8 protein-coding genes and 2 pseudogenes are annotated in these 16,737 nt (G+C 70.4%); 7 read left to right on the plus strand and 3 right to left on the minus strand.

All coding sequences use genetic code 11. The features are described 5' to 3' along the window. The first annotated feature begins 88 nt into the window (after positions 1 to 88). The 6 genes and pseudogenes from pheS to OG214_RS31295 all read left to right on the plus strand — a co-directional run bounded on the left by pheS (position 89) and on the right by OG214_RS31295 (position 8,186). Entirely contained in the window at positions 89 to 1,267 is a 1,179-nt protein-coding gene (gene pheS, locus OG214_RS31270; protein WP_405986608.1) for a phenylalanine--tRNA ligase subunit alpha, read from the plus strand. After that, positions 1,267 to 3,795, plus strand: coding sequence for a phenylalanine--tRNA ligase subunit beta (gene pheT, locus OG214_RS31275; RefSeq protein ID WP_405986609.1), 2,529 nt, complete (start codon positions 1,267 to 1,269; stop codon positions 3,793 to 3,795). Before pheS ends, pheT begins: the two co-directional genes overlap by 1 nt. Before the next feature lie 217 nt (positions 3,796 to 4,012). Beyond that, positions 4,013 to 4,546, plus strand: a pseudogene (locus tag OG214_RS31280) (SpoIIE family protein phosphatase); the annotation flags it as partial. A gap of 258 nt (positions 4,547 to 4,804) precedes the next feature. Then, positions 4,805 to 5,224 (plus strand): annotated as a pseudogene (locus OG214_RS31285) (PP2C family protein-serine/threonine phosphatase); the annotation flags it as partial. A gap of 1,004 nt (positions 5,225 to 6,228) precedes the next feature. Beyond that, entirely contained in the window at positions 6,229 to 7,569 is a 1,341-nt protein-coding gene (locus OG214_RS31290) for a transcriptional regulator (protein WP_405986610.1), read from the plus strand. An 86-nt stretch (positions 7,570 to 7,655) separates the two neighbouring features. Then, positions 7,656 to 8,186 carry an NUDIX domain-containing protein gene (locus OG214_RS31295; protein WP_363080706.1) on the plus strand — a complete coding sequence of 177 codons (531 nt, stop codon included), beginning with the start codon at positions 7,656 to 7,658 and terminating at the stop codon, positions 8,184 to 8,186. Positions 8,187 to 8,299: 113 nt separating this feature from the next. On the opposite strand, the gene OG214_RS31300 is transcribed toward OG214_RS31295, so the two are convergent. Beyond that, the gene (locus tag OG214_RS31300) at positions 8,300 to 9,160 is read right to left on the minus strand and encodes a 3-hydroxybutyryl-CoA dehydrogenase (protein WP_382850191.1); all 861 of its coding nucleotides are present in this window, start codon (positions 9,158 to 9,160) and stop codon (positions 8,300 to 8,302) included. 235 nt (positions 9,161 to 9,395) lie between these two features. On the opposite strand from OG214_RS31300, the gene OG214_RS31305 reads away from it, so the two are divergent. Then, positions 9,396 to 10,742: a glycoside hydrolase family 10 protein gene (locus OG214_RS31305; protein ID WP_405986611.1), complete on the plus strand. Its 1,347-nt coding sequence runs from the start codon at positions 9,396 to 9,398 to the stop codon at positions 10,740 to 10,742. 661 nt (positions 10,743 to 11,403) lie between these two features. Here OG214_RS31305 and OG214_RS31310 read toward each other — a convergent pair. Together OG214_RS31310 and OG214_RS31315 are read right to left on the minus strand one after the other, a co-directional pair. After that, positions 11,404 to 12,498 (minus strand): hypothetical protein, encoded by a 1,095-nt coding sequence (locus OG214_RS31310; protein WP_405986612.1) that lies wholly within the window; start codon positions 12,496 to 12,498, stop codon positions 11,404 to 11,406. Positions 12,499 to 12,876: 378 nt separating this feature from the next. Beyond that, positions 12,877 to 16,236 carry an ALF repeat-containing protein gene (locus OG214_RS31315; protein WP_405986613.1) on the minus strand — a complete coding sequence of 1,120 codons (3,360 nt, stop codon included), beginning with the start codon at positions 16,234 to 16,236 and terminating at the stop codon, positions 12,877 to 12,879. Positions 16,237 to 16,737: the final 501 nt, after the last annotated feature.

Consider the following 16,737-nt stretch of genomic DNA (forward strand, 5'->3'; position numbering starts at 1 on the left):
CGGCCCTTAGACTCGACCTTTGGCAACCTTCGTGCCCTCAGTGATCGAGCAGGGTCGTTTCGCCAGCCAATCGGAAGTACGGGAAGAGATGTCGGCACCCAACAAGTCGTACGACCCAGTCGAGGTCGAGGCACTGAAACCGGAACAGATCGAGCGCGTCCGGGACGAGGCGCTGGCCGCCTTCGCCGCCGCCGGCGATCTCGACGCGCTCGCCCACGCCAAGACCGCGCACACCTCGGGCACCTCACCGCTCGCGCTCGCCAACCGGGAGATCGGCGCGCTGCCGCCGCAGGCCAAGGCCGAGGCGGGCAAGCGCGTGGGCCAGGCCCGCGCGGCCGTGGGCCGGGCCCTCGCCACCCGGCAGACCGAACTGGAGGCGGAGCGTGACGCCCGGGTACTGGTCGAGGAGGCGGTGGATGTCACGCTGCCGTACGACCGGGTCCCGGCCGGCGCCCGCCACCCGCTGACCACGTTCATGGAGCGGGTCGCGGACGTCTTCGTGGCGATGGGGTACGAGGTCGCCGAGGGGCCCGAGGCCGAGGCGGAGTGGTTCAACTTCGACGCGCTCAACTTCGTCCCCGACCACCCCGCGCGCCAGATGCAGGACACCTTCTTCGTCCAGAGCCCGAAGGCCGGCGCCGCCGGCGGGTCAGGCGACGGGTCCGGCGGGGATTCCTCCGCCACGGGCTCGGGCGACGAGTCCGGCGTGGTGCTCCGTACCCACACCTCACCGGTCCAGGCCCGCACCCTGCTCGACCGGGAGCCCCCCGTGTATGTCGTCTGTCCGGGGCGGGTCTACCGCACCGACGAACTGGACGCCACCCACACCCCGGTCTTCCACCAGATCGAGCTGCTCGCCGTCGACGAGGGCCTGACCATGGCCGATCTCAAGGGCACTCTGGACCATATGGTCCAGGCGCTCTTCGGCCCGGACATGAAGACCCGGCTCCGCCCGAACTACTTCCCCTTCACCGAGCCGTCCGCCGAGATGGACATGGTCTGCTACGTGTGCCGCGGCGCCTCGGTCGGCAACCCGGACCGGCCCTGCCGCACCTGCGGCAGCGAGGGCTGGATCGAGCTGGGCGGCTGCGGCATGGTCAACCCCAAGGTGCTTGTCGCCTGTGGCGTCGACCCCCGGAAGTACAGCGGATTCGCCTTCGGGTTCGGTATCGAACGGATGCTGATGTTCCGCCACAACGTCGAAGACATGCGAGACATGGTCGAGGGTGACGTCCGGTTCACCCGGCCGTTCGGGATGGAGATCTGATGCGCGTCCCGCTTTCCTGGCTGCGGGAGTACGTCGACCTGCCGGCGACGGAGACCGGCCGCGACGTCCAGGCCAAGTTGGTCTCCGCGGGGCTGGAGGTCGAGACCGTCGAGCAGCTCGGCGCCGGTCTCAAGGGCCCCCTGGTCGTCGGCAAGGTCCTCACCATCGAGGAACTGGAGGGCTTCAAGAAGCCCATCCGCTTCTGCACCGTCGACGTCGGCACCGCCAACGGAACCGGCGAGCCGCAGGAGATCGTCTGCGGCGCGCGGAACTTCTCCGTCGGCGACAAGGTCGTCGTCGTCCTGCCCGGCGCCGTCCTGCCGGGCGACTTCGCGATCGCCGCGCGCAAGACGTACGGCAAGACCTCGCACGGCATGATCTGCTCCGGCGACGAGCTGGGCATGGGCGACGACGGCTCGGGCGGCATCATCGTGCTGCCCGACGAGCACGAGCCGGGCACCGACGCCATCGCGCTGCTGGAGCTGGTGGACGAGGTCCTCGACATCGCCGTCACGCCCGACCGCGGCTACTGCCTCTCGATGCGCGGAGTCGCCCGCGAGACCGCCATCGCGTACGGCCTGACACTGCGCGACCCCGCGCTGCTCGACGTACCGGCGCCGAACTCCTTCGGCCACACGGTGACGGTCTCCGACCCGCGCGGATGCGACCGTTTCACCGCCCGTACGGTCACCGGTCTGGACCCCGAGGCCCGCAGCCCGCTCTGGCTGAGCCGCCGGCTCCAGAAGGCCGGTATGCGGCCGATCTCGCTCGCGGTCGACATCACCAACTACGTGATGCTGGAGCTGGGCCAGCCGCTGCACGCCTACGACCGTGCCCGGCTGGAGGGGCCGATCGGGGTCCGCCGGGCCCGGCCCGGCGAGAAGATCACCACGCTCGACGGCGTCCAGCGGGTCCTCGACTCCGGGGACCTGGTCATCACCGACGACCGCGGACCCATCGGTCTCGCGGGGGTGATGGGCGGCGCGAACACCGAGATCGCCGATCTCACGGCCGACCCCGGGACGGGTGAGGTCCAGGGCACCACCGAGGTGGTCGTCGAGGCCGCGCACTTTGACGCGATCTCCATCGCCCGTACCGCGCGCCGCCACAAGCTGGCCTCCGAGGCCTCCAAGCGCTTCGAGCGCGGTGTCGACCCGGAGGCCGCGTCCGCCGCCGCGCAGCGCACCGTCGATCTGCTGGTGCTGCTCGCCGGCGGCTCCGCGGAGGCCGGTGTCACCGAGATCATCGCGCCCTCCGCGCCGCACACCATCGCCATGCCCGCCGACCACCCCGACCGCGTCGCCGGGGTCGCCTACGGCCGCGAGACCGTCGTACGACGGCTCCAGGAGATCGGCTGCGACGTCTACGGGCAGGACGAACTCGTCGTCACCGTCCCGTCCTGGCGCCCCGACCTGGGCGCGCCCAACGACCTCGCCGAGGAGGTCATCCGGCTGGAGGGGTACGAGAACCTCCCCTCGACGCTGCCCACCCCGCCGTCGGGGCGCGGGCTCACCGAGCGCCAGCGGCTGCACCGCCGGGTCGGGCGCGCCCTGGCGGGCGCCGGATACGTCGAGGCGCTGAACTACCCGTTCATCGGTGACGCGGTCCTCGACGCCTTCGGACTGCCCGCCGACGACGCCCGGCGCCGTACGGTCACGCTTGTCAACCCGCTCTCCGACGAGGAGCCGGCGCTGCGCACCACGCTGCTGCCGGGGCTGCTCACGGCGCTGCGCCGCAACGACGGCCGGGGCTCGCACGATCTGGCGCTCTTCGAGACGGGTCTGGTCTTCCGGCCCACCGGCGAGGAGACCGTACCGGTGCGGCTGCCCGTCGACCGGCGCCCGACCGAGGAGGAACTGGCCACGCTCGACGCCGCACTGCCCGGCCAGCCGCGCCGCGCCGCGGTCGTCCTGGCGGGGGCGCGCGAACAGGCCGGCTGGTGGGGCGCGGGGCGTCCGGCCGACTGGGCGGACGCCGTCGAGGCGGCCCGTACCGTCGCCCGGGAGGCCGGGGTCGAGCTGACCGTCCGTGCCGGCCGGCACGAGCCGTGGCATCCCGGCCGCTGCGCGGCGCTGCTCGCCACCGTGGACGGCGAGGAGACACTCGTCGGCCACGCGGGAGAGCTGCACCCGAGGGCGGTCAAGGCGCTCGGAGTCCCGGAGCGCACCTGCGCCATGGAGATCGATCTCGATCTGCTGGAGCGGGCGGGCACCGGTGCGCTCCGCGCGCCCCGGATCTCCGCCTACCCGGTCGCCACCCAGGATGTGGCGCTCGTCGTGGCGCGGGACGTACCCGCCTCCGACGTGGAGCGCGCGCTGCGCGAGGGCGCGGGTGAACTCCTGGAGTCCCTGCGGCTGTTCGACGTCTTCACCGGCGAGCAGATCGGGACCGGCCGGAAATCGCTCGCGTACGCCCTGCGCTTCCGCGCGCCGGACCGCACGCTGACCGTCGAGGAGGCCACCGCGGCCCGTGAGGCCGCCGTCGCGCTCGCCGCCGAGCGGACCGGAGCGGTTCTGCGCGGCGCGTAATCGCCAACGCGTAACACCTGGTCATACGCCGTCGTTGGACAGACGGCCGTCCCCTGAGGGGCGCCTCCGGATCTCCGGAAGCGCCCCTCACTCATTCGGGTGAGAAGTCCGGGGCGGGTTCGCCAACGCACATGCGTGATCGACACAATCGATCCGGCCACTACGGTCGACGTACGCCCATCGGCTTAGCGGCCGGGCGGCCGAAGGGGGCCGACGGATGAATCGGACCAGGGCAGAAGAGGACGCGTCCGAGGACGCACCGGCCCCCTGGGGAGTCGTCGAGTGCGCGATTCCGGGCGGTGTGCTCGCCCTGGTGATCACCTGGGAGCTGACCTGCCCGCCCAACACTCACGACAACCTGATCCCGCGCATCGTGACCTGTGTGGCCTTTCTGCTCGTCGTGGCCTATCTGCTCAACCGGGTACGGCGGCGCGGGCTCAAGGAGCTGAGCGAGGTCCGTGCCGTGGCGCGCGCCACGCAGGCGGTGCTGCTCCGGCCGCTGCCCGCGCGCCTCGACGGGCTGGCGTTCTACGCGCGACAGCTCTCCGTCTCCCGGGCCGCCGAAGTCGGCGGTGATCTGTACGAGGCGGTGGCCACCGCGTACGGCGTCCGCGTGATCATCGGGGATGTGCGCGGTCATGGACTGCCGTCCATCGGGGCGGTGGCCGCCGTGCTGGGCAGCTTCCGGGAGGCCGCCCATGACGAGCCGGGGCTCGACGGCGTACTGCGAAGACTCGACCGGGCGCATCAGCGCCATCTGCGCGCGAGGTCGGGGCAGGAGGCCGCGGGGGCGGAGGACCGGGGACGGGGGCGCGACGGCTCCGGGGCCGCTGGTTCGGACGGTGGTCCGGGGAGTGCTCCGGGGAGTGGTCCCGGGAGTGGCGGCCCGGCGGCCGGCGGCTTCGGATCCGGCGCTTCCGGGCCGGGCGGCGGGGGATCAGGCGGCTGGGGATCGGGTGGCCGGGAATCCGGTGGCTGGGGGTACGACGACGGGGACCCGGAGGGGCTGTCGGCGGAGGAGTTCGTCACCGTACTGCTGCTGGAGATCGGGCACGACGCGGAGGTACGGGCCCTCAACTGCGGCCATCCCTGGCCCTATCGGCTCGGCCGGGGTGCCGTGCCTCTCGCGAACGCCGAGCCCCTGCCACCGCTCGGGGCGTTTCCGCTGCCCGTCGATCTTCCGCTCCAACGGTGCGGGCCGCTGCTGCCCGGGGAGTCGCTCTTCCTGCACACGGACGGCGCCGAGGACGCGCGGGACTCCGCCGGGCGGTTCTTCGGTCTGGCGGAGGAGCTGGCCGAGGCCGCTGAGGGAGTCTCCGGTGTACCGCTCTCGCCCACCGAAGTGGTGCGGCGGGTGCATGGAGCGCTGCTGCGGCACACCGGCGGACGGATCACCGACGACATGGCGCTGCTCGTCGTACGGAACGACCGCGCGCCGGTGCCGGTGCCGACGGCTGGTCCGGTGCCGGTGCCCGTGCCCGTGCCGGTGCCCGTGCCGGTGCCGGTGCCGGTGCCGGTGCCGGTGCCGACACAGGATCAGGAACCGGCACCTGCCCTGGACCTGGACCTGGCCTCGGACCTGGCTCTGGACCCGGACCTGGACCCGGAACCGGACCTGGATCCGGAACCCGGTGCCCGCGAGGAACCATCGCCACCGGAGGACCGTACGTCCGATCACCGGCCGCCGGGGATCCCTCCCGTATCGGCTCCGTCGACGGACGAGCCCTCGGAGGGGCAACTCCCGGGCATGCACCGGCCGGACAGTCCATGGGCAGCGGCTGAGCGGCCGCCGGATTCGCGGGCACCGGACCGACAGGCACCGGACGTGTGCGGACTGGACACCTATCCGCTTGGGCAGCGCCCGCCGGACACATACGTACCGAAGGCGCATCCACCGGAACAGCGTCCGCCCGAAACGTACGCGCCGGAACAGCGTCCGCTCGATACGTATCCCCCGGACATGTATCCGAAGGACATGTATCCGCCGGGCACGTACCCACCGGACGCGCACGCGCCGGAGCAGCGCCTCCCGGATCCGCACGCCCCCGAGCAACGCCCATGCCCCCGGCCAGGAATGACCGCGACCGGGGTACGCACGACATCCTTCCGCGGGTAGTGGGCGGTATGACTGACGCGGCCGGCGCCGCCTGCCCCGCCGCGGAGTGTCGGGCAGGTCGGCAGGACAGACGGCGCGGTTGCGGGCCACCGCACGGGACGAGGGGGAGTCGGCGGCCCGGCCGCCTCTTTGCGAGGCGATTCAGTCAATCGGCCCCGGGCGTCCGGCGGCAGAGCGCACAAGGTACGGATATGGGCATTACGTTCACACCCCGTGCGATTCCCACTACGCTGGGCCCCTCGCCGGGAGAGCCCGGAGGTCCCGAGAGGACCCAGAGGTTCGGAAGATCCACCGCGGCAGAGCCACCGGAGGGGTACATGCAGCCCAATACCCTGCTCGATTCCCTGCTCGACGAAGCGGGTATCTCCCACGCCGGACTCGCCGCCCGGGTCAATGAGGCGGGCAGGCTGAGAGGTCTGGCCCTGCGGTACGAACACACGGCGGTGGCGCGATGGCTGAAGGGCCAGCGGCCACGCGGCCAGGTGCCCGATCTGATCTGCGGGGTGCTCGGCGACCGGCTGCGCCGTTCGCTCACCCTGGACGACATCGGGCTCGGTGTGGTGGGCGAGTCACCCGTGCCGGGTGCCACCCCGCTCTCCGGTTTCGTGGAGCGGGCCACCGCGCTCTGGCGCTGCGACGAACAGCGCAGGCCGCACATAGTGGACGCCCCCGCCGTCACCGGCACCCCCGCGGTGATCCCCGTCTGGGAGTGGGAGAACCCGCCGGAGGACACCGATGTCTCGCGCAGCGGCCGTACGAAGGTCGGCCCCGCCGATATCGAGCTGCTGCGCTCCGCCAGGGAGCACTACGAGCTGATGTACCGGAGGGCGGGCGGGATCGCCACCCGCGCCCGGATCGTCGGCTTCCTCAACTCCGAGGCCGCCCCGCTGCTGCGCGGCGGATACAGCGACTCCCTGGGCCGGCAGCTCCACCGCGCGACCGGCGGACTGGTCGCGGTGGCCGGTATCTGCGCGTACGACTCCGACGCCCATGGACTCGCCCAGCGCTACTTCCACCAGGCGCTGCGGCTGGCCAAGGCCAGCGGCGACCGGGGGCTCGGCGCCTATGTGATCGCGCTGCTCGTCAACCAGTCGCTGCACATGGGGGAGTACCGCCAGGCCGTCGCCTTCGCCGAGGCCGCGCTGCGGACGGCGGGCCGTCAGATCACCCCGGCACTCGCCGCCGATCTCTACGCGATGCAGGCCAAGTCGTATGCCCATCTCGGCGACGGCAGCGGTGCGCTGGGGTGCATCGGACGCGCGGAGAGGGAGGCGGAGCGCATCAGACCCGGTCACGAGCCGGAGGAGACCGGATACGTTCAGCCGGGTCTGGTGAATGTGCAAGTGGCGGAGGCGCTGCTGAGCCTCGGAGATCTGGTCGCCGCACGGGCGCATGCCACGGCGGCCGTGGACACCCCGGCGCACGATCGCGGCCGGGTGCACCGGCTCGCCATGCTCAGCCATATCGAGCTGCGGCAGGGCGAGGCGGACCGGGCCGCCGGAACGGCCCGGGAAATGGCCGAGCGGGCGCGGGGGATGGAGTCCCAGCGGCTGCGGGACCGGCTGCGCGCCGTACGTGCGCAGTTGGTGGCCAGTGGATCCACCGACGCGGAAGCGACGGCCGAACTGATCGAGGGAGCGCTGCGCGTTCCCCTGTGAGCCCCTCTGTGAGCCCCCTCTGAGCCACCGTGTGCGAGAGCCGCTGCTGCGATATTGCCATCAACTTGTCGGAAGGTGGCAGAAAAATGCAGTGGACGAAACTTAGTGAACAAACTGTCTATGAGAACCGTTGGTTCCAGGTCAATCTGGCCGACGTCAAGCTCCCTGACGGCCGGCATCTCGACCACTTCCTGATCCGGCTGCGCCCGGTCGCCGTGGCGACCGCGGTGAACTCCGCCAATGAGGTGCTGATGCTCTGGCGGCACCGTTTCATCACGGACAGCTGGGGCTGGGAGCTGGCCGCGGGTGTCGTGGAGGACGGCGAGTCCGTCGAGGCCGCCGCGGCGAGGGAGATGGAGGAGGAGACGGGGTGGCGTCCCGGACCCTTACGGCATCTCCTCACGGTCGAGCCGTCCAACGGGCTGACCGATGCCAGGCACCATCTCTACTGGGCGGAGGAGGCGACCTACATCGGTCATCCCGAGGACGACTTCGAGTCCTCGCGCCGCGAGTGGATCCCGCTCAAGCTGGTGCCGGACATGATCGCGCGCGGTGAGATCCCGGCCGCCAATATGACGGCCGGGCTGTTGATGCTCCATCACATACGGCTGGGCTGAGCCGGCTGGGCCGAGCGCGGTCGCCCTGCCTCGCGTACTCCTGATCCGTTACTCCTGATCCGTTACTCCTGGTCCGTTACTCCTGATCCGTCCGGTCGGTTCGCTTCCGGCGGTCAGGAGTACGGATAGAAGCCCGCGCCGGTCTTACGGCCGAGCCGGCCCGCGTCCACCATCCGCTGGAGCAGCGGCGGGGCCGCGTACAGCGGTTCCTTGAACTCGGCGTACATCGAATCGGCGACCGAGGCCACGGTGTCCAGACCGATGAGATCGGAGAGCTTGAGCGGGCCCATCGGGTGGGCGCAGCCCAGCTCCATCCCGTTGTCGATGTCCTCGCGGCTCGCGATACCCGACTCGAACATCCGGATCGCGGAGAGCAGATAGGGGATCAGCAGCGCGTTCACGACAAAGCCCGAGCGGTCCTGGGCGCGGATCGCGTGCTTGTCCAGCACGCTCTCGACCATGGCCTCGGCCCGCTTGATCGTCTCCTCGGAGGTCGTCAGCGCGGGAATCAGCTCGACGAGCCGCTGCACCGGCGCCGGGTTGAAGAAGTGGATACCGATGACCTGGTCGGGACGTGAGGTCGCGACCGCCAGCCTGACCAGCGGGATCGACGACGTGTTGGAGGCGAGGATCGCGTCGGGGCGGGTCACCACCTGATCGAGTACCTGGAAGATCTCGGTCTTGACCTTCTCGTTCTCCACCACGGCCTCGATGACGAGATCGCGGTCGGCGAACTCACCGAGATCGGTGGTGAAGCTGAGCCTGCCGAGCGCCGCGTCACGCTCCTGCTCGCTGATCTTGCCGCGCTCCGCGGCCTTCGACAGCGAGTTGTGCAGACGGGTACGGCCGATCTCCAGTGCCTCACCGGTGGTCTCGGCGACCTTCACCTCCAGGCCGCTACGGGCGACGACCTCGGCGATTCCCGCGCCCATCTGGCCGCAGCCCACCACTCCGACGCGGGCGATATCGGTCAGGATGTCGGTCACATCGTGCCTTTCACTGGTCCGTGTCCCGGCAGGGTCCCTCATGCGATTCCGGCGCCCGCCTCAGGACAGGACGTTACCCGGCAGGGGGATGCGGACGACCGGCCGGGGCGGGCATATGCGGCGGACAGCTGGGCCCGCCGATGACCGGCGGCGGGCCGCACGGCGGTGGACGGGGCGCGTGTGCGGTGGACAGACCGTACGGCGATGGACGGAAGGACGGCGCATGGCACACATCGGCAGAAGAGGGCTGGTGGCAGCCGCGACGGGGGCGGTGACCGCACTGCTCACGGCGGGGGACGCGGCGGCGGGGACCTCGACCGCGGGGACCTCGGCGGCGGACCGTGCGACGGACTCCGCGACGGGGGACACCATGGCCGGGAACGCGGCGGATAGGCACCCGGTGGACGGGAACCCGGCGGGTGGGGTTCCTCGGCGCCAGGCCCCGCGCCGGGAGTTCCGTGGCATGTGGCTCGCGACGGTCGTCAACCGCGACTGGCCCTCGAAGCCGGGGCTGACGGCCGCCCGCCAGCGGACCGAGCTGCTCGCGCATCTCGACACGGCCGTGGCGCGCGGGCTGAACGCCGTCGTCCTCCAGGTCCGGCCGACGGCGGACGCCCTGTGGCCGTCGCCGTACGAACCCTGGGCGCAGTGCCTCACCGGTACCCAGGGCAAGGATCCCGGCTGGGATCCGCTGGGCACGGCGGTGCGCGAGGCGCACGCGCGCGGTCTGGAACTGCACGCCTGGTTCAATCCGTACCGTGTCGCGAACCACACCGATCCCGCGCGGCTGACCGCGCGCCATCCGGCCCGTGTCCACCCGGAGTGGGTCCTGCCGTACGGCGGCAAGCTCTACTACAACCCGGGGCTGCCCGAGGTCAGACGCTTTGTGCAGGACGCCATGCTGGACGCCGTCGCGCGGTACGCCGTGGACGCCGTCCACTGGGACGACTACTTCTATCCCTATCCGGTCGCCGGACAGACCTTCAAGGACGACAGCGCCTACGCGCGCTACGGAGCCGGATTCCGGGACCGGGCGGCCTGGCGGCGGGACAACACCGACCGGCTGGTGAAGGAGACCGCCGAGCGGATCAAGCGGATCAGAAAGAACGCGCGCTTCGGGATCAGCCCGTTCGGTGTGTGGCGCAACGCCGCCACCGATCCGCTCGGCTCCGACACCAGGGCCGGCGTACAGACCTATGACGATCTGCACGCCGACAGCCGGGCATGGGTCAAGCGGGGCTGGATCGACTACGTCGTTCCGCAGCTCTACTGGTTGGCGCAACCCCTTGACCTGCGGGTTCCTGCAAACTACGCGGTCCTGGTCGACTGGTGGGCGGACGTTGTGAGGGGTACGGGTGTCGACCTCTACGTGGGCGAGGCGCTCTACAAGGTGGGCGATCCGGCCCAGCCAAAGGGCTGGCAGAACCCTGCCGAACTGTCCCGCCACCTCGACCTCTGCGCGAAGTACCCAGAGGTGAGGGGAAATATCTACTTCGCGGCGAGGGAGATCGCTAGTGATCCGTTGGGGGCAGTGAGCATGATCGCTGAGCGCTACCGGCCAAAGGGATAACGGTGCACACCTACGAGGTGATGACTGTGGTTCTGGCCGAGCTTCAACAGGAGGAGTGCGAGGCAGTATTAGCACCTCTTCACCAGCTCCCGGCGAGACGAGCGGAAGCGAAGTCTTGAACAAGCATGGCACCTCCGGGAGCCTGCGTTGTGGACGGCGGTAGATAACCACCTCCACCCACGCAGATCACCGGGAGTTCCTGGACGACGTAGAGGACGACCTCCGGGCGGCTCCGGATAAGCCGGTGGAGGGCGAAGTCGTCGATACCGAATCACGCGGGGCACCCGCCCGGTCCGCTAACTCCTCGACGGCGGCCTCGACTTCCCTGGTCAGACGGGTCGTGCGTCGCTGGTATCGCTCCAGTACCCCGGGCACCCGCCACAAGCTCGTTGAAATTTCGCATGTCATGCCAACGGCCCACTGCGACGCACAGTCACCACCGAAAGTGCAACAGGGCCGTTCACTGGACAGACCCGCACTCTCCACGAATACCGGCACATGGCCTGACCAGCGCGGATGAGGTTTTCGGCAGGCGCAAGCTGCGGTCGGTGGCGTAGGCGGCGGCCAGCACTGCCGCCTGCCATCGAGCCGGAGCCGTACACCCCGGTACTCGCTCCGCGGGCCAATCGAGTGCGGCGATCCGGACTGCCCAGAAGATGCCTTACGACCGCACCGCAGTGCCGCATCCTTCGTCCGAGGCCGTAGTCCGCTCGCTCATCGAGGTGCTGCGGTCGTACGGGTCGACCTCGGGACCCGCGCCCGTTTCCGACTCTTCCGTGCCGAACGGAGGGGTGAGGTAACCGGTGGAGATGTCGCAGCCCCCGTTGGTCATGTCGACCTTGTACGAGACGAGGGAGAAGGTTCCCGGCTCGGCGACCACCTTCGAGGGGTCGTCCCAGCTCAGCACCACCTCGCGCCGCACGATCGTGCGGACGACCTCGTCGCCGCCCGCTGCCGGCGCGACCGGGTACACGTACGTGACGTCGCTGGTCACCTGGAGCGCGCCGCGCTCTCCCTCCCGGTACGTGATCCGGCCCCGGGTCTTGACCACGTCCCCGACGAGACGCGCGTGCGAGGTGTCGAACCGGCTGAAAAGCAGCAGCGGGTCGTTCTGCTCGCTCGGCGCGCGGAACGCCGCCTTCAGGAAGGTCTGGACGTCCTGTTGGTGAGGGTTGACCAGAGCGATCGCCTTTCCGGGGTGCCCGCCCCGCAGCACCCCCGGATCCAGACTTGCCGCAGCGAGGAAGTCCCGGGTCTGCTCCAACGCCCGCCCCACCTGCGCCCGACTCATCCAGCCGGTAGCCCTGGCCTCCGGCACTGTGATCCCGGCCGTGCCGCTCGACCAGCGAGCCGCAGGCGAGCCCCTGAACGGCTCACTGAGTGTGGGCTGTCGGACAATTCCCACAGGAGGTGCCTGGTCCGGGCGCTCCGACTCCGCGGCGAGCGGCGTCTCGGCCCGGTCATCGTCGCCGAACCACCCGACCACCCGCCCCGGATCCAGCGCCACGATCAGCAGTGCCACCGAAACCAGCAGACCGACCACGTACCAGCCCTTCCTTCGGCTGGGCCGGGCCGGCGAGTACGTCCGCCAGCCCTCCGCGCCCGCGGACTCCCCTCGCAGCCGCTTCGCCACGACCCGGGCCCGCGCCGACGGCTCCCTGGGAGCGTCCGCCACACCGGTCATCGGATCTCGGAGAAACCGCTCCCACTCCTCGTCAGGCACTGACGAACCGCTCCGCTCCCCACCCGCGTTCACACCGAACTCCTTGCCTCGTGAGTCGCTTTGACCCTCTCCCCAGGGTCGGGTTCCGTAAGCTGACACAGCGGCTGCTGCGTCAACTTCCCAGCGCGAGCACATTATCCTGCCGGGTTGGTGAGTTCGGGTAGGGAGAGATCATCTGTCGCGGGATGGGGGGCGAACACCGGCGCGGTCCCGCGTCGGTGGCTTGAGAGGACGCCCTGGCGTACGTCAGCGCCCTGATACAGCAACTCGGACTTCCGAACGGATGATCCGTGTCACCCGCCCGGGTCGCCGAGTCGCCAGGCCGGACGCCGCGGGACTGCCGGTGGGCGGTTCAACGCCTTTGGCAGGCGAGGTCCGGGCCGTGGTCGCAAGGTCGGCCGGGTCGACGGTTCAGAAGATCGATGACAATCCGCTGGTGATCGAGGACACGAGTTCCTTGCCCTCCTCCGCGACCTTGTTGACCACCGGGGAGATCGCCTTCTTGGCCGGGACCAGCCACTTCGACTGGCCACGGGTGAACACGTTCAGGGCGGTGCCGATGGCGGAGTCGTAGAACTCGCCGCTGGAGAAGCCGTGTTCGATGCCGGTGAACACGCTGCTCAGCGCGGCGGCGCCGAACGAGATGGCGCCGAAAACCGCTGCGGCCGCGGCCAAAGGCGGGAACGCGAGAGCGGCCAGGCCGAGGCCAACAGCGACGAGTCCCGTTCCGATGCTGATGTAGCTGAAGGCATCGGCGTAGAACTGGGCGTCGTTCCACCACTCGTCGTTGTCGCCGTTGCTGCCGTTGGGGTTGACCTGGTCGTGGGTCTCGCTGTCGGCCGGGTCGCGTCCGTTCTCCCGGTCCTGCTTCGCCTTCTCGGCGGCCTCGCGTGCGGCCTGCGCGATCTCGTCCTGGCGCATCTGGGTGGCGATGGAACGGGCCTCACTGGCCGCGGCCGCCGCCGCGTTCGCGTCCTGGCCGGCGGCGAGCGCGGACTGGCGGGCACTGGCCGCGGACGCCTGGGCGCTGTAGGAGGAGTTCAAAGCCGAGCGGGCGGCGTCGATGGCCCTGTTCGCCGAGTAGTTCGCTGACCGGGCAGCTCCGCGGGCGGTCGCCGCCGCCGTCTTCGCCTGGTTCGCCGAGGCCTGGGCGTCCGCGGCGGACTTGTCCGCGGCGTCGGCATTCTGCCGCGCCTGTGCGGCGTAGTCGTCGGCCTGCTGTGCCGAGGCCAGTGCTCTGTCCGCCCACTCCTGCGCCTCCGCGGCGGCCTGGCGGGCGTCCGCCGCTGCCTTCGACGCCAGCGCCGCGTTCTTCTGCGCGGTGTGGGCGATCTTGGCCGCGGCCGCGATCGCCCCGCGGATCGCGGCGATATGGGTGGCGGAGTCGTGGTCGAGCTGTGCCGCCGTGTACTGCACGACCTGGACGAAGTTCCTGCGCATCCACGTCGGTCCCTCCAGGGCGACCTCCGCGTACGCCTTGGTGTACTCGCCTCCGGTGGCGACCGAAGTCGAGGTGGTGACGGCGTCGTCCTCCCGTACCGCGGCGGGGTAGGTGCGGTCGAAGAAGTCCTGCACCGCCTCCGGGGTGTTCGCGTCGAGCGCGTCGTTGGCCGCCTTGGTAACGGCTTTGCCAGGCTTCTGAGTGAGGATGCGGGCGATCTGCACGCGGTTGTCGTCCTGCGAGGCCCGGATCACCCCGGAGGTGATGAAGTCGCCCACCGCCACGGAATCGGAGCTCTCCAGAGCGGCCTGTGCCGCCTCCGCGATGGCGGGGCTGGATATCTCAGCGATGTAAAGGACGGTCTCCCGGTCGTCCTGGTGCTGGGCGATGGCCCGGTCCAGGTCGACCCAGGAGAGTACGTCGTCGTCGCTGCCGGCCAGCGCGAACTGGGCCGCCTCCCGCGTCCACGCGCCCTTGGCCCCGAGTAGACCGGTGGCGGCCTTGCGGCCCAGCGTGGCCGCGCCTGCGAGGTCGCCATCTTCCCACAGCGCCTGCTCGGCTTGGCTGACCAGGTCCTTGACGGCCTGTTCGGTCTGTGCCTCCTGGGTGCGCTTGTTCTCGTACGCGGCCCGCTCCTCCGCCTCGAACTGGGACAGCAGCCGGGCCTCGTCCAGTGCCTGCAGCTTGTCCTCCCGCAGCCGGGCCAGCTCGGCCTCCCGCGCTGCCTGCTCCACCGCGAGGGCGTTCTCCACGGCCTTGGTCGCGGTGTTGGCCGCCTTCACCGACTCGGCGGCGTGGGCGGTGGACTTGTTCGCGTAGTCGATGGCCTGGCCCGCGTACTTCACGGCCTCGTCGGCGGCGTCGGCCGCTTTCTCCGCGTGGTCGGCGGCGGAGTTGGCGGCGTCTCGCGCGGTGCGCGCCGCGGAGGCCGCCGTGGTGGCGAGGGCCTGGGCGGTGGAGGCGGCGTTGGTGGCGCGGTTGGCGGCGGCAGTCGCGATGTCGGCCTGGCGCTTGGCCTCCGCGGCCTGCGACTGGGCGATACCGGCGGAGGCCGCGGCCTGCGCGGAAGCGCTGGCGGCGGCAGCGGCGTTGCGGGCGGCGGCAGCGGCCGAGGAACCGGCGCCGGCGGCCTGCGCGGAGGCGGTCGCCGCATAGTCGGCGGCCTTGGCTGCGGAACGGGCTTTCGCGGCGGCGTTGCGGGCGACCACGGCGGCGTTCTTGGCCGCCTCGGTCTGCGAGGCGTCCTTGGAGGCTGCGATGGCGGCGTAGTAGGCGCGGGATGCGGCGGCGCCAGCGGTCGACGCGGCCTGAGAGGCAGCGGTGGCAGCCCAGGAAGCGCGGCGGGAGGCGGCCACCGCGGCGTTGGAGGCGTTGATGGCGTTGCGGGCCGCATTGGCCGCGCCCTTGGCCGCGCTTGCCGCCTTGCGGGCGGCGGCCGCGGACTTCTGTACGTCCTCCTTGGCGGCCGCGGCCTCGGCGGCGGCCTTCTCCGCCGCTTCCTTGGCCTCCTGGGCGGCGGCCTGGGCCCGCTCGGAGCTCTCGACGGCCAGGTCGGTCTCGGCCTGCGCGCGCTTGCCCTCCCGCTCGACGACCGCGACGAGTTCCTCGATGGTCGCCGCCTCCTGGTCGCGGGCGCGCGCGATGTGCTGGCCGGTGTCGAGGAACCACTGGACGTCCGACGCCGTGCCACTCAGGGCACGGTCCGCGTACTTGCGCACCTCGGACCCGCCGTTGAACAGCATGGTGGAGACCTGGACCTTGGCATCCTCGAGGCGGGCGGTGTACTGACCTTCGGTCAGGAAGTCCTCCAGCGCCTGCCGTGTGTCCGCGTCCAGGGCGGCGGAGGCCTCCCGCTGGACCGCCTTGCCGCCGGTGGACGACACGGTGGAGGTCGCCACGCGCAGGTCTTCCAGGAGAGCGGTCCTGAATCCGTCCTTGAGGAAGGCGGCGATGGCGCTGTCACCGTTGTCGAGGGCAGCGGACGCTCCGCGGCGCAAGCCTTTGCCGGCATGGGCGAGGGCGCTGGAGATGGCGACGCGGTTGTCCTCCAGCGCCACCTTCGGCATCGTCTCGGCGAGGAAGGTTTGGACCTCGGCATCGGTGCCGTAAAGGGCGTCGGCCGCCGCTGCCTTGGTGGCCTTTCCGCCCGTCAAATACGCCTTGACCACCTTCGCCCGTTCGGTGTCCGGCAGGGCGAGCGGATCGGTCGCTTCGCCGTTCGCGGTGGCAGCGCGGGCCATCGGCGCCAGTGCCACAGGGGCGGCAGCGGCAGCCGTGACGGTGGCGAGGGCTCCAAGGAGACGGCGCCGACTCCAAAACGTTGTCTGCATAAGGGATGTTCTCCTCCTGGTACGTGCTCGTGAGACAGCTCAGTGAGCACTCATGCGGCGGGCTCCCGTAAGCCTGGACTGCCGCCTGTGTACGAATAAAGCAAATGTACTTCCTACGCATTGAATCGAGACGATACCAACACCCTTTCAAGCAAGCACCAATCAGTACGGCAAGAAGAAACATCACAGCGCGACATGGTCCGTGGCGAGTTGTCCGTTACTTCAGAAAAGGCGGCCGGAAGGTCTTCACGCTTTCTTCACGTAGGGCGTGCAACCTTTCCGAGGAGTGCCCGAGATCACAATCGAGCCTCAAGTTGCGCCCGTTCTGAGGGGATTCGCGAAGTAGACATAGATCAAGATGCAAGATTCCATGGCGAAGCCGAGGTGCTCCCGGAGCGCGGGTGAGGTTTTCTCTCAGTGCGCCACACTGAAAGGGGAAACCGTCGAAAAATCATGCCCGCACCCGAAGGGAGAGGGGCTCTAATTTCATTCCGGTCGGCT

The sequence above is a fragment of the Streptomyces sp. NBC_00872 genome (genome assembly GCF_045161915.1).
GTDB lineage: Bacteria > Actinomycetota > Actinomycetes > Streptomycetales > Streptomycetaceae > Streptomyces.

What these genes read in the sequence shown, in the direction of transcription:
- pheS (WP_405986608.1), top strand. Translation starts at nt 89, where the DNA reads ATGTCGGCACCCAACAAGTCGTACGACCCAGTCGAGGTCGAGGCACTG.
- pheT (WP_405986609.1), top strand. Translation starts at nt 1,267, where the DNA reads ATGCGCGTCCCGCTTTCCTGGCTGCGGGAGTACGTCGACCTGCCGGCG.
- OG214_RS31290 (WP_405986610.1), top strand. Translation starts at nt 6,229, where the DNA reads ATGCAGCCCAATACCCTGCTCGATTCCCTGCTCGACGAAGCGGGTATC.
- OG214_RS31295 (WP_363080706.1), top strand. Translation starts at nt 7,656, where the DNA reads ATGCAGTGGACGAAACTTAGTGAACAAACTGTCTATGAGAACCGTTGG.
- OG214_RS31305 (WP_405986611.1), top strand. Translation starts at nt 9,396, where the DNA reads ATGGCACACATCGGCAGAAGAGGGCTGGTGGCAGCCGCGACGGGGGCG.
- OG214_RS31315 (WP_405986613.1), bottom strand. Translation starts at nt 16,236, where the DNA reads ATGCAGACAACGTTTTGGAGTCGGCGCCGTCTCCTTGGAGCCCTCGCC.